The sequence below is a fragment of the Bacillus sp. 103mf genome (assembly GCF_900116295.1).
GTDB classification, from domain to species: domain Bacteria; phylum Bacillota; class Bacilli; order Bacillales; family Bacillaceae_G; genus Bacillus_A; species Bacillus_A bruguierae.
Genome location: NZ_FPAF01000003.1, coordinates 231,877 through 246,961 on the forward strand (window position 1 = coordinate 231,877; position 15,085 = coordinate 246,961).

7 protein-coding genes and 2 pseudogenes are annotated in these 15,085 nt (G+C 34.6%); 8 read left to right on the forward strand and 1 reads right to left on the reverse strand.

Going from position 1 to position 15,085, the window contains the following annotated elements:
* Positions 1 to 516 precede the first annotated feature (516 nt).
* The 6 genes and pseudogenes from BM350_RS10750 to BM350_RS10770 all read left to right on the forward strand — a co-directional run.
* Positions 517 to 2,487 (forward strand): annotated as a pseudogene (locus BM350_RS10750) (GW domain-containing glycosaminoglycan-binding protein); the annotation flags it as partial.
* Positions 2,461 to 3,096, forward strand: a pseudogene (locus BM350_RS27480) (glycoside hydrolase family 25 protein); the annotation flags it as partial. The pseudogenes BM350_RS10750 and BM350_RS27480, both read left to right, overlap by 27 nt.
* 429 nt (positions 3,097 to 3,525) lie before the next feature.
* Positions 3,526 to 6,231: a magnesium-translocating P-type ATPase gene (gene mgtA / locus BM350_RS10755; protein WP_090912630.1), complete on the forward strand. Its 2,706-nt coding sequence runs from the start codon at positions 3,526 to 3,528 to the stop codon at positions 6,229 to 6,231.
* Between the two features lie 728 nt (positions 6,232 to 6,959).
* On the forward strand, positions 6,960 to 7,988 hold the full coding sequence (locus BM350_RS10760; RefSeq protein WP_090912152.1) for an ABC transporter ATP-binding protein: 1,029 nt from the start codon (positions 6,960 to 6,962) through the stop codon (positions 7,986 to 7,988).
* Positions 7,963 to 8,751, forward strand: coding sequence for an ABC transporter permease (locus tag BM350_RS10765; protein WP_090912150.1), 789 nt, complete (start codon positions 7,963 to 7,965; stop codon positions 8,749 to 8,751). Before BM350_RS10760 ends, BM350_RS10765 begins: the two co-directional genes overlap by 26 nt.
* Positions 8,752 to 8,756: 5 nt before the next feature.
* The gene (locus tag BM350_RS10770; protein ID WP_090912148.1) at positions 8,757 to 9,557 is read left to right on the forward strand and encodes an ABC transporter permease; all 801 of its coding nucleotides are present in this window, start codon (positions 8,757 to 8,759) and stop codon (positions 9,555 to 9,557) included.
* Positions 9,558 to 9,943: 386 nt separating this feature from the next.
* On the opposite strand, the gene BM350_RS10775 is transcribed toward BM350_RS10770, so the two are convergent.
* Positions 9,944 to 10,399: a GNAT family N-acetyltransferase gene (locus BM350_RS10775; protein WP_090912146.1), complete on the reverse strand. Its 456-nt coding sequence runs from the start codon at positions 10,397 to 10,399 to the stop codon at positions 9,944 to 9,946.
* Positions 10,400 to 10,695: 296 nt separating this feature from the next.
* Between BM350_RS10775 and BM350_RS10780 the strand changes: the two genes are divergently transcribed.
* Together BM350_RS10780 and BM350_RS10785 are read left to right on the forward strand one after the other, a co-directional pair.
* Positions 10,696 to 14,061: a trifunctional glycoside hydrolase family 18/polysaccharide deacetylase/glycosyltransferase family 2 protein gene (locus BM350_RS10780; RefSeq protein ID WP_090912144.1), complete on the forward strand. Its 3,366-nt coding sequence runs from the start codon at positions 10,696 to 10,698 to the stop codon at positions 14,059 to 14,061.
* 284 nt (positions 14,062 to 14,345) lie between these two features.
* Positions 14,346 to 14,924 (forward strand): cysteine hydrolase family protein, encoded by a 579-nt coding sequence (locus BM350_RS10785; protein ID WP_090912142.1) that lies wholly within the window; start codon positions 14,346 to 14,348, stop codon positions 14,922 to 14,924.
* Positions 14,925 to 15,085 lie beyond the last annotated feature (161 nt).

Sequence of the window (15,085 nt, forward strand, 5' to 3'; positions counted from 1 at the left end):
ATTAAAAAACCGACATAAAACCATTTTTTTTAGGTGGGCGAGAGCATCTGGTCATGCGTAGAAGCGGTCAGGGCCTTTTTCTGCCACATGCGCAGTGAAAACCAGAGATAGCAAGCAAGTACAGTTTCCTTTTTCTCTGCATAGCAGCAATCTATATGTCGAAAAATTAAAGTGGATTTATATAATATATGGAATAGATTATTTATATTAGAATAATAGAATAATATGTATTAGAAGGTGTCGTTCGTTTGTGTAAAACACGAATGAACGTTTCCATATAAAGGTTTTTGATGAGTGTGTATGTTAAAAATATTTCAAAATACTTGTCAAAAATACTATATTAAAATTTCTATAAAAATAGTAATATGTAAAGGTAGTAAAGAGGGACATAAATGTTAGGGATTTTAATTATTAGAACATATATTAAAAGATTACATAAAAATAGACCTCTTTCAGCTACAAGATTATTACAATTTAAGGAGAGGGTGTCTAGAAGTGAAAAAAATTTGGCTATCTGTGTGTACCGCGATTACGGTTTGTGGTGCCCAGACAGTAACTGTTGGAAATCCAAGCACTGCTTTGGCAGCTAGTACAGTTACAAATGAACAAGCAGTCAATTTCGATGGCTTGCTTAAAAATAACATGAATGGTAATGGTGTATGGACAGTACCATATGGTTTACAAGGAGCTAGTTACCTTGGAGACGTTACCAAATATAGTGGTAAGGTGATTCATGTTATTGGTAGTGTACAGGCTGGAGGTGTGCTTTGGTATCATGTACAGGTAGATGGAAAAGATGGAGGATGGTTTGATAGTAAAGTTCTATATACTACAACGAATGTTAATCAGAATCAGTTAATCGTCTCTACATCTGGGAACGGAGTTTGGTCTGTTCCATATGGTCTAAACGGCGCGAGCTACATTGCTTCCGCTAATAATTATGTAGGAAAAGACGTAAAGTTGATTCAGAAATTAACGCTTGGAAATGTCACATGGTATCAATTTAGCGTAAACAATCAAGTCATTGGCTGGCTCGATGGTCGTGTGTTAAGTAGCTTGACAAATATACAAGTTATCAATCAAGCGGCTGTTATGGGGGCGACAAATGACAATGGTATATGGAGCATGCCATATGGTCTTCCAGGTGCAAATTATTTAGGATCTACCAATCAATATGCTTTGCGAGATCTGCAGTTAATCCAGAGTACTACATATCAAGGTGTACAATGGTATAAGTTTAGTGTAAATGGTCAAGCTATTGGCTGGATTAGCAGTTATGCATTAGACAATACAGGTATAACAAAGCCGGCGAACTTTTCTGTTACTATCGGAAGTACGAATGGCAATGGTATATGGACAGTACCGTACGGCCTTGCCGGCGCAAAATATGTACAAAGTACAAATGATTATGCTTATCAAACGCTTCAAGTTGTAAAGACTGCAACAATAGGAAATGTTACTTGGTATCAAGTAGCGAAGAACGGTAACATATTAGGCTGGCTTGATGGCGGAAAGGCGCTTACAGATTTAACTAATATTAAAGATGAGAATCGAGCAGCAGTTATAAAGCCATCAACGAACGGTGATGGTATATGGACAGTACCTTATGGGGAATATGGAGCGAAGTTCGTAGCGCCTACAAATGATTATAAATTCCAAATGGTGCAAGTTGTACAAAGTGCTACAATAGGATCTACCACTTGGAATAAAATTAAGCAAGGCGATCGTATTTTAGGCTGGGTTGATGCGAATATACTATCTTCGCAACTTGCTTACACTCAGCTGGACCAAAACGGTGAAGTTCATTATAACTGGGGATCAGGAGGTCCTGCTGGTTTTCCTTCTCAACAGTTTCAGGCTGATTTTGTTCAGAATAAGCAACTGTCTGGAGGGGATTATTTTGTTCAATCGTTTGCAGATGATGGCGTAAAGGTTTCAGTTGATAATAATTTAGTCATTAATCGCTGGTCAGCAGCTGCTGGTGAAACGAATCGTGCCTTATTACCAAACCTAGCAGCAGGTTCTCATAGTATTCACACCCAATATTATCAAGAGGGTGGACAAGCAGCTGTGTTTTCAGATGTAGTACCATTTGGTAGTTGGCTTGCATATTACTATCCGAATGAATCTCTTTCTGGATATCCAGTTGCAGCTAAGGTTCTTTCACAAGCAGCAAATGGCGGCTTGCAAGAAGATAATGGATTTGAACGCTCACCGGCTACAGGTGTATCAGGAACCCATTTCTCAGCACGCTATGTCACAGCTAAGCGTTTGAAAGCTGGTCAGTATCTTCTGTATACGGGAGCGGATGATGGAATTCGTGTATATGTAGATGGTGTAAAGGTTGTAGATGCATGGGGATATCATGGTTACAATGAAAAAGCATTAAGAATGAATATTCAAGATAATCCAAATGCAGCAAATGGATTGACAGATGTTCACTGGATTGAAGTGGAATATATGCAAGGTACAGAAGATAGTAAAGTAACGACAACCCTGAAACCTTCTTATACATTTATTGACGTTTCACACTGGGAAGGAAATATAGATTGGAATCAAGTAAAGCAGTCTGGTATTAATGCTGCTTATATGAAAGCAACTGAAGGTGTTTCATATACAGATCCAACCTATGCACAATATGTACAAAATGCATCTGCAGCAGGTCTTTTAGTTGGAGCATATCACTTTGCTCGTCCAGAATCAAATGACCCGATTGTGGAAGCAAAACATTTTGTTGATGTATTGAATCGATATCATACGGATTTAATGCCTGTTCTTGATCTGGAGTCACCATCTAGTCCGACAGGCAATATAACAGGGCTGTATGTGTCAAACTGGGCACGTACTTTTATTAATTACGTACAGCAGACAACAGGAAAACGCGTTATGCTTTATACAGGGCCTTGGTATATAACTGGCTTTAATTTATCCGGACTTGGCGATGTACCTCTTTGGATTTCTAGATATAACTCTACTACTCCAACTAAATATAGTGATTGGAATAACTGGAATTCTTGGCAATATACAGAAAGCGGGAATGTAAATGGAGTAGAAGGAGCGGTTGATATTAACGTTACTACTTCATTAGATGGACTTAGACCATAACGGATTTCTTTCCTGTATAATCAAGGAGAAGCAAGAACGAAACTTAATGAAAAAGCAGACCTTTTTAGAAAAAGGTCTGCTTTCTTTTATAGACTACTTGAACTAGTAGTTTTATTAGTGTTTGTTTGTGTATTCAGGCCTTTACTCGTCTATGAGTAAAGGCCTTTTTTATTGGAATGATACACTTTTCTCTCAAACCTTACATAATATATTCAAGAAAATTGATTCGGATAAGGAGGTGGGGAATGATGTCACATGGAGACCCAAGCCCGATACCCATATGTTTTACATTTATATTTCATCATGTAGGTAGGAAACGACTTGTTCCTCCCTCTCCACAAAATAGATAGTCGAGAAACAATGAATTTTCTCCTGCGTGTATAAAGGAGGAAACTACCAATGTTACGTACAAAAAAACAAATGGACATCCATCAAGCAAATAAAGGTACACCAAAACGAAACAAACAAACTTCTCATCATCAAGAAATGATGAAGCTAAATAATGAAATATTGGTGGAAGTTGCTACAAGAGATGTTCAATCAGCATTCGTTTTTTTAGAAACAACTCCAAACGGAATTTCTGAAAAAGAAGCTGAAAGGCGTATGGATACACATGGAAGAAATGAAGTGGCATATGAAAAGCCACCAGCATGGTATCTTCAATTCCTTCTTTCGTTTAAAAACCCATTTATTTTCGTATTATTAGCTTTAGGAGTTTTATCCTTCTTGACTGATGATATGAAGGGAACAGTTGTTGTAACTGTAATGGTTGTTTTAAGTGCTACCATCCGTTTTTTACAAGAATTTCGTTCTCAACAAGCAGCAGAAAAATTAAAGGCAATGGTCCGTACGACAGCTACTGTTTTAAGAACAAAAGAATTCACAAATAACATAGATAAAAACGTTGATATAAATAATAACCAACTACTAGAACTTCCTATTGAAGATCTTGTACCTGGTGATATTATCACGCTTTCCGCGGGTGATATTGTTCCAGCTGATGTTCGTATCCTTTCAGCTAAAGATTTATTTGTAAACCAATCTGCTCTAACTGGAGAAGCTTTGCCTGTTGAAAAACACGAAAATTTCCATAATTCCAGTATTAATACAAAAAGAAATGATGACCCACTTGAAATGGGCAATTTATGTTTTATGGGAACAAATATCGTAAGTGGAACTGCAACAGCTGTCATTGTATTAACAGGTGCAAATAGTTATTTTGGTTCATTAGCCAAGAGTATAGTTGGAAAGCGTCCAGAAACAAGCTTCGATAAAGGAGTTAATAAAGTAAGTTGGCTTTTAATTAAATTTATGTTTATCATGACGCCAGTTGTATTTTTAATTAACGGGATTTCAAAAGGTGATTGGAAAGAAGCGTTCTTCTTTGCGATTGCAATTGCTGTAGGATTGACACCAGAAATGCTTCCAATGATTGTAACGGCAAACTTAGCTAGAGGCGCTGTGCAGATGTCTAAAAAGAAAGTAATTGTGAAACAGCTAAATTCGATTCAAAACCTTGGGGCAATGGATGTTCTCTGTACAGACAAAACAGGAACATTGACTGAAGATAAAGTCGTATTAGTCCGTCATCTTGATCCAACAGGAAACCAATCTAAAAGCGTATTACAACTAGCCTATTTAAATAGTTTTTATCAAACAGGATTAAAAAATCTTATCGATAAAGCTGTTATTAAGCATACAGAAGAGAAACATCGATTAGATACGAAGGAATTTCATAAAGTAGATGAAATTCCATTTGACTTTGCTCGGCGTCGTATGTCCGTTGTTGTTAAAGATACAAGCAATATGAGCTTAATGGTTTGTAAGGGAGCAGTAGAAGAAATTTTATCTATTTGTACACACACAGATATGAATGATGAAATACTTCCTCTTATGAAAGAAGCAACGAGCAAAATTAAGTATCTTAGTGAACAATTAAATGCGGACGGTATGCGTGTAATTGCAGTGGCTTATAAGCTTGAAGCAGCTAATAACGAGAAAGCTTATTCTATTCAAGATGAATCGGATATGATTTTTGCAGGATATATTGGGTTTTTAGATCCTCCCAAATCATCAGCGGCACATGCAATTCGAACATTGCAGGAACAAGGTGTACAAGTTAAGATTTTAACTGGTGACAATGAAATTGTAACGCGTAAAGTATGTAAAGAAGTAGGATTAGAAATAGGGGAACCTGTACTTGGTTATGAAATTGATCATTTACCTGAAAAGGAATTAGCACAATTAGCAGAAAGAACAACTGTATTTGCGAAATTAAATCCAATGCAAAAGTCGCTTGTCATTAAAGCATTGCAAGCAAACGACCATACTGTAGGTTACATGGGTGACGGTATTAATGATGCGGTTGCACTGCGCGATGCTGATGTAGGTATCTCCGTTGATACAGCTACAGATATTGCGAAAGAATCATCTGATATTATCTTGCTTGAGAAAAGTCTGAATGTACTGGAAAAAGGAATTATTGAAGGGCGTACAACATTCGGGAATATTTTGAAGTACATGAAAATGACAGCAAGTTCCAACTTTGGAAATGTATTTAGCGTGTTAGTAGCGAGTGCATTTATTCCATTTCTTCCAATGCTGGCTATTCATTTATTAATTCAAAACTTGCTATATGATTTATCTCAGCTTTCTATTCCATGGGATAAGGTGGACAAGGAGTTCTTAGAGAAGCCTAGAAAATGGGAGACTTCAAACTTGCGTAATTTTATTATTTGTATTGGTCCTATTAGTTCAATTTTTGATATTACAACTTTTATTGTGATGTGGAATGTGTTTGGCGCTAATACAGTTGCGGAACAATCTTTGTTCCAATCCGGTTGGTTTGTAGTAGGATTACTTACGCAAACGTTAATTGTGCATATGATTCGCACACAAAAGATTCCGTTTATTCAGAGTACGGCTTCTATGCCAGTCCTATTATTAACAGCACTCATTATGGGGATTGGTATTTACATTCCGTTTTCCCCGCTAGGAACTGCTGTAGGGTTACAGCCACTGCCACTTAGCTATTTCCCGTGGCTACTGGGAATTTTAACAGGATATGCTGTTTTGACTCAATTTCTTAAGCGGTTATATATTAAGAAATTTCATAGTTGGTTATAACATCTTCTTTTCTGGACATGTAAACCTGGTTTAATAGAGATTTTATTATATATAAATACAAATTAAAAAATCGGCATAAAAACCCTTTTTCTTTTTAGGCGGATGAGAGCATCTGGCCATGCATAGGAGCGGTCAGGGCCTTTTTCTGCCACATGCCAGGTTTAAAACAAAAGGAGAAAGCAAGTAGCGGTCATGTTGTATTCTGCATAGCAGCGATTTATGTGCCGGAAAATTAAAATGGATATATAAAAATAAGTTAAGGTATAAAAAATATATCTTAACTTATTTTTATATGTATCTCAGTTAAATTCCAAGAGAGTATTTCTAAAGATTATTAAGATTGGAAAACAAAGAAGTAGTTAATAAAGTGAAACTTCCATCAGTGGAGAGTTTTTTTATCACCTACTCTTTGAAAAACATAATGTTGCTACTTACTCAGTCATCTTAATAATGAGTTTTATTACTTTGCTTATTTCTGTTTAATTAAAAGAATGTCTTTGTATATGGTTTGTTACGACATACTTAAATTTGTTGATAATATTTAAATGCTACTGTAAAATTATACTAGTTTCTATTTATGCAAACGTTTTCGTAGGGGATGTTAGCTTATAATTTACAATTAATCCTTATTTTATAGGAGGCAGGTGTAAGAGGCGGAAGGAATGTATTTAATTACTCTAACGGTATAACGGCTCATATTTGTAAAAGGGGAAGGAGGAGATTTATAAATGATCGAAGTAAAGAATGTTACTAAAAGTTATAAGATTTTAGAGCGAAAACCAGGTCTAACAGGTGCAATAAAGGCTTTAATAAAACGTAAGTATTATGACAAGCAGGCAGTGCAACCGATTTCTTTTTCTGTTGAAAAAGGGGAAATGGTTGGGTATATCGGATTCAATGGTGCTGGAAAGTCAACCACTATTAAGATGTTGTGCGGAATTTTAACTCCGGATACTGGTGAAATTAAGGTGAATGGAATTATTCCATACAAAAATAGACAGGAAAATGCTAAAAATATTGGAGCTGTTTTTGGGCAACGCACACAACTTGCTTGGGATATACCGGTGCAAGAGTCTTTTGAACTATTAAAACATGTTTATGAAATTCCAGAAACAAAATATCAGGAAATGTTGCATTTATTTGAAGATGTACTGGATCTCGGAACTTTAATGCCATTACCTGTTCGTCAACTATCACTCGGACAAAAAATGCGTTGTGAGTTGGCCGCTGCCTTTCTTCATCAACCTTCTGTTGTGTTCCTAGATGAACCTACAATTGGTTTAGATATTGATGTAAAGGAAAAAATACGTAATTTTATTAAGGAAATGAATAAGAAATTGGATGCAACAGTGGTATTAACTACTCATGATATGCAGGATATAGAAGCGCTTTGCCAGCGGATTATTATTATTGATAAAGGGTCTATTATTTATGATGGGGACTTACAAGATCTTAAAGATCGTTTTTCTTATAACCGCATTCTATCTTTAGAATTAGAAGAGCGCACAAAGTTTGAGATTCCTGTATCATTACAAAATTACATCGTGATACAGAAAAATGAAACAGAAAATGAATCCCACGTAGAGCTAAGTTTTCACACAAAGACTGTTTCATCGGAATTTGTGCTTTCAGAACTTGCAAGGCACAATAAGATATCAGACTTGACTATTTCAAATCCTAAATTGGAGACGATTATTAAAGACCTTTATCAGCATGGAGGTGAGGAATCCCTTGAGGAAATATTGGGAAATGCTTAAAATGCAGATAAAACTAGATACCTCATATGCAGCGTGGTATTGGGCAGGTACGTTTGCGATTATCGTTAAATTATGTACGTTATATTATTTTTGGAATGCTGTTTACGAGAACAAAGAGACTGTTGGCGCCCTTTCACTATCTAATATGCTAACGTATATGGTTATTGCTTTGTTATTGGAACAATATGTATCTGGAGTAGGGAACAATTTAGCGAGAATGATTAAACAAGGTGACATAGCAATGGAACTTATGAAGCCATATCATTTGTTAGATAAACTTGTAGCGATGGATATAGGACAAAAAATTTCTAACTCTATGCGCACAACGTTTCCTATGCTACTGTTTGCTATTTGGTTTGTAGGGATTCAACTACCACAATCATTAGAGTCTTTTCTATTATTTATGGTAAGTGTAGCTTTAGGTATTTTAATTGGAACGCAATTAGATCTTATTATTGGTATATTAGCTTTTTGGACTGTTAATATATGGGGACTTCGACTTCTGCGAGAGTCTGTTGTTCAGTTTTGTTCCGGTGCACTTGTCCCATTATCACTTTATCCACAATGGTTTCAAGAAATTAGTATGTTTTTACCTTTTCAGTCTATGGTCTATATACCTGTTTCTATTTATACAGGTTCTATATCAGGAACTCAGGCTTATATGGCAATTGCGACACAATTCATCTGGTTAATTTTCATTACAGCACTTGTCAGATTCTTATGGACTTTAGCAATCCGGAAAATCACAATATTTGGGGGGTGAGTGAATTGTTACATACTCTTAAACGATACTCATTCTTATACATTGTCTATTTTAAGCAACACTTAAAAGTTATGATGGAGTATAAAGTAGACTTTCTAATCGGAATTTCTTCAGTCTTCATTCAACAATTTGCCTCCATCTTTTTCATAAAGGTGGTATTTGATCATATTGAAACTTTAAAGGGATGGAATTTTTATCAAATTCTCTTAATCTACGGTATTGCTTTTGCAGGAAGGGCAATCCATCATATTTTCTTTGATAATTTATGGACGATTGGATGGCAATACATTCGGACAGGAAATTTAGATCGTTTGCTTATCCGGCCTATTAACCCGTTGTTCCAAATTATAGCGGAGCGTGTTCAACAAGATGGATTAGGACAACTGATAATAGGGGGAATTGTTCTTTATTATTCCATTAGTAATCTAGATATTGCAATTACACTTGGAAATGTACTGATACTCATCATAATGATTCTATCAAGCGGTCTTATCTTTGTTGCGTTAAACCTGTTTTTTATTACTTTTTCTTTTTGGATGACAGATAGCCTCCCTGTTGTATCAGCGGTATTCAGTTTAAGTGATTTTTCACGGTATCCGATTACGATTTATAATAAAGTTATAGCATTTATTTTAACGTTTATTATTCCTTACAGTTTTACATCCTTTTATCCAGCAGCCTTTTTCTTCGATAAGGGGTATAAATGGGTTTCTTTATGTACACCACTCGTTGCTATCATACTATGTTTCATTGCTTATCGTTTCTGGAAATATGGATTAAGTGCATTTACTAGTACAGGAAGCTGATCTGAAGAATGGTATAGTAGTACAAAAAGATACTCTGTGATATTTTATGAAATGGAGAGACCAGCTGAAAATGCTTTCTTTCGATAGAATGCATTTCTACTGATCTCTTTTTCGTTATATTATTAATCTATTAGCATTTTTTAGGATCTTGTTTAACAGAGTAGACATTAAAAACTATATCATAATACACGACTTACTATTAATTCAAAGCAGGATGTTTTAATAAAATGTAGCCAAATGTTGTAGTAACATATCTAATTCCCAATCCAAATCTACAAATGATTTGGATTTTTCGCTATTAACCACCCCGATAAAGTTGGTATCAGCAAATTTCATACAAAGTTGCATTTACATCCTCACTTATAATCTGAAAATAAAGCTTGAAATCACGCGAATTTATCTATTTTCCAATTAATCATTGTTTCTGTAGTATCTATTTTTTTCATGTTTAGTTTTTCTAATACACGAATAGAACCATGATTGTCATGTAGTGTTTCAGCTATTATTCTATCAACTTTTGATGTTTCAAAAGCCCATTGAATTAAGGCTCCTACAGATTCTGTTGCATAACCATTATTCCAATAATTTTCAAGGAAACCATACCCAACTTCTACTTCTTTATTCTTATCTGGTTTTCCCTTAAAACCTATGTCACCGATGACAACACCATCTGGTTTTCGAATAACAAGCCAAGTACCCCAATATAATAGAGAGGAATCTTCTTTTAACTTCCTCAAATAATTTGAGATTTGCGGCCCGTTATCGTATTTCTGATTTATAGCAATCTCAACTGTTTCTTCCGTACACGGTATAATGCTTAGTCTTTTCGTTTCTAATTTCATGATTATTCCTCCTCGTTATGAAATGCAATCACCTCAATGAAAATAGATGTACAAAACATAAAATCCGCCCCTTTAACAGTTAATATTTCTCATTATATCATTTTTGGACTTTTCTGATTCTATTGAATATATAAATTTCAAAAAACTACCCCCACAAAATGTTTGATTGGACCGAATATTATACTAGGGAAAAGAAAGAATCATGTTAGTGCATGACATATCGTATTCATCCTTAGTTCAGGTAAGTAGTATCTATAGTTATTCAATAAGGAAATAAAAGGAGTATATAAAAAATAATGGAAAAAACAACGCAGCAAGAGAAACAACAATCTAAAGTTATTTTTTATGATGCTAAAGGAAGAAGGAAAATATTTTTTAATTGGTTTCTATGTCTTACGATAATTATTATGATTATTGTTTTTTACTTTTTCTTTCGAAGTATTTTATCAGATGTGAATTTTCCGTATACGGAATCTTTTATAACGCAAGATAAAAAAATTGTACCTATTAATGAAAAACTTAACGATCAGCAGTTACAGAAAGAATTAAAAAATGGAGGATATGAGTACTCTAATCCTAAAACGGATAACAATAAAAATTCTCAACATTCGGAAGTTAATGATAAGCAGCCTAAAGAAGTTTACGGTTTTTATGTAAACTGGGATAAAAATAGTACGACTTCTTTAAAGGATAATATTCGTTCATTAACTATGTTAATACCAGAGTGGTATCGTTTAAATGAAGATTTAACAATTAGTAGTGAGATTAAACCTGACATTGTAAAGTTAGCGAAAGAAAATCATGTAAAAATTATGCCTTTAATTAATAACTTTACTCAAAAAGGTTCTGGCGCGGATAGTGCATTAATTCATAAATTACTGCGTGCACCGGCTAATGTACAGACAAAGTTTATTAATGATTTAGTAAAACAGATTGAAACCAATCAATTTGCAGGTATTAATATCGACTTTGAGTCAATACCTGAAGAAGATCGAAATGAATTAACAAGATTTATGAAAGAACTTACTACTGTGTTTCATCAACATCATTTGCTTGTGACACAAGATGTTCCGGCTGCTGATAATACTTTTGATTACGGAGCTTTAGCAAAAGAAATAGATCGTATGATTGTGATGATGTATGATGAACATCATCAAACTGGAAGTTCAGGTCCAATTGCTTCAAATAAATGGTTTGAGAATATGCTTAATCATTTAGATATTCCTTCAGAAAAACTAATAGTTGCTTTCGGGAACTATGGGTATGATTGGGAAAGGAATAGTAAGAAACCGGCTAAGCCCTTAACTTTTTCAGACATTATGAAGATGACACATGATTCCAATGCAAAAATTCAATGGGATAAGATAAGTGGAAATCCTTATTTTCGATATAGAGAAGGTACACAGGATCATATTGTTTGGTTTTTAGATGGTATGACTCTTTACAATCAAATGAAAATAGCATTGAAAAATGATGTAAAAGGATTTGCATTCTGGAGATTGGGAGCAGAGGATCCGACTGTATGGAAATCATTAAGAAATCCTATCGAAATACAAAAGGATCCTAGTCCATTACGTAAAATTGATAGTATAAATCAAGTAAGTTATTCTGGGAAAGGTGAAATCTTAAAAGTTACGCATGAAGGTCAAAAAGGACTTAGAGATTTTAAAGTAGGAAAAGATAATTATCTTACAGATGAAGTGTATCAATCACTTCCATCGTCATATCAAGTGCAACGTTATGGACAACCAAAAGGAAAACAAGTAGTACTAACATTTGATGATGGACCTGATCCTAAATATACGCCGGAAATCTTAGATATATTAAATAAGTATAAGGTAAAAGCTGATTTCTTTGTAGTTGGTGAAAATGCGCAATTAAATACTAGTATTCTTAAAAGAATATACGATGAAGGGCATGAAATAGGTAATCATACTTTTACACATCCTAACATAGCGGATACTTCTTCAATGCGAACAAAAATGGAGTTAAATGCCGCTCAACGGCTTATTCAAGAAACAACAGGCCACTCAACGATTTTATTTAGACCGCCATATGAAGCGGATGCTGAGCCATATTTACCAAATGAGATAATACCTATTTTGCGTGCTCAAAATATGAACTATACAATGGTTGGGGAAAAGGTTGATCCTGAAGACTGGACTAAACCATCAACAAATGAATTGGTAAAACGTGTTCTTAAATCTGTTTATAGTGGTGAAGGGCATATTATTCTCCTTCATGATGCGGGCGGAGATCGTACTCATACAGTAGAAGCACTACCGATTATTATTGAAGACTTAAAAAAACATGGATATAGTTTTGTGACAGTTTCAGATTTAATGGGTAAAAAACGAGATGATGTTATGCCCTCCATTTCTTCTGAGGACAAGCCCTACCTATTTTATGATCGAGTTGTTTTTTCAGGAGCAGGATATGTGAATCACATATTCACAACTATTTTTTATATTGCTATTGGATTAGGTATTTTTCGGTTCCTATTTTTAATTTATTTTGCATTTAGACAAAAAAAGAAAGCTACATCCTATTTATCTACTAATTCTGCTTATCAACCTTTTGTTAGTGTTGTGATAGCAGCATATAATGAAGAAAAAGTTATTACTAAGACGATTCGTTCTATTTTGGATAGTGATTATCGGGATTTTGAAATTATTATTGTGGATGACGGGTCAAAAGATGGTACATCAAACGCAATTCAGGAAGCATTTCATGAGCATCCTAAAGTGTATGTAATCCAAAAAGAAAACGGTGGTAAAGCATCCGCAATGAATGTAGGATTCCAAAAATCGCGAGGAGAAATAGTTATTTCATTAGATGCCGATACCGTTATTGCTCAAGATGCTATTTCTTTAATGGTTAGACATTTCGAAGATGATAGCGTAGCTGCAGTTTCTGGTAACGTTAAAGTAGGAAATAGACGAAATTTGTTGACTACATGGCAACATGTTGAATACATTACAGGCTTTAATTTAGAGCGAAGGGCTTTTGATGAGTTAAATTGTATTACTGTCGTTCCCGGCGCTATCGGAGCATGGCATAAAAAACGTGTGGAAAAAGCGGGATACTTAAGTGAAGATACACTTGCGGAAGATACAGATCTTACTCTAACATTTTTACGTCAAGGATATCGAATTGTGTATGAAGAAAAAGCATATGCTTATACGGAGTCGCCCGAAGATGTAAAAAGTCTTGTTAAACAGCGATATCGTTGGTCGTATGGAACGCTTCAGTGTCTATGGAAGCACCGAAAAGCTTTATTTAATGTAAAACATAAAACATTAGGATTTATTGCACTGCCAAATATGTGGTTATTCCAATTTATTCTGCAATCGATTTCTCCATTAGCAGATGTATTAATGATTATGGGCATATTTAGTAGTCATCCTTTGAAAGTTCTAGGGTTTTACCTTTTATTCTTTGCAATTGACCTTCTAGCTTCACTCTTTGCCTTTCGATTAGAAAAGGAAAATCCTAAACCGTTAGTCTGGTTAATTTTACAACGCTTTATTTATCGCCAATTTATGACTTATGTTGTAATCAAATCTATATTTTCTTCTATTCGAGGAATAGCGGTAGGTTGGAATAAACTGAAGCGTATGGGAAGTGTCGAGGAATCCTCTTGTCACAATAAAGCATCATAAGAGAGCAGAAAATCTGCTCTCTTTTTGTCGTTAGTTGTGTTCCAGTTTATCGTATCGGGGAAAGTCCTTGATATCATGAGTATGGTAATCGCCAGCACCTACATAGATGCTTCGAAAAGGGGGGGAGATTTGATATTGCTAGAAACGGATTAAAGAAAACTCGAGTATTATCTAAACTCATTTTCATTTTGATGTTTCATAAAAAGTAAATGCTTCTATTTGCAAAAATATATATGTGTAATTTAGAATTTAATAGAATTTGAATATTTTAGGAGGGAATATACATGCTATATGAAATAGACAATGCAGCATTAATTATTATTGATGTCCAGAAAGCGTTTGATCATGAAAAATGGGGGGAACGAAATAACTTAGAAGCAGAAAAAAATATTGAAAGTTTATTAAAAATATGGAGAAAAAAGAAATATCCAGTTATTCATATTCAACATCTATCAGATAATATTCATTCTATTATGCACCCTAGTAATGAGAGCTCTAAATTTAAAGATATGGTAAAACCAATTGAGGGTGAAGTCATTATTCAAAAGAAGGTAAATAGTGCATTTATAGGGACAAACTTGGAAGAATATTTACGTTCAAATGGTATTGAAAAGGTTGTTATAGTTGGATTAACTACGCCTCATTGCGTTTCAACTACTACTAGAATGAGCGGTAATTTAGGATTTGATACATATCTTATTTCAGATGCTACAGCTGCATTTGGAATGAAAGGGCCAAATGATATTTACTATAGTGCAGAAGAAATTCATGCTATTTCACTGGCTACCTTGCATGAGGAATTTGCTACTATTCTTACAACGAAAGAAATGATGGGAATGATGGAAATAGGGATCTTAAAATAAAGTGAAACTTCCATCAGTGGGGGTCTTACTGCCCGTTAATGCGGGATAAATTCTTGTAGAGATAGCATCACGTTATTATTGAATGATGTGTAGTATGTGCAAAGAATTTATGTGCTATAAAACAAAAGAGATTAGATTTAGAACACATATTATACATGTTT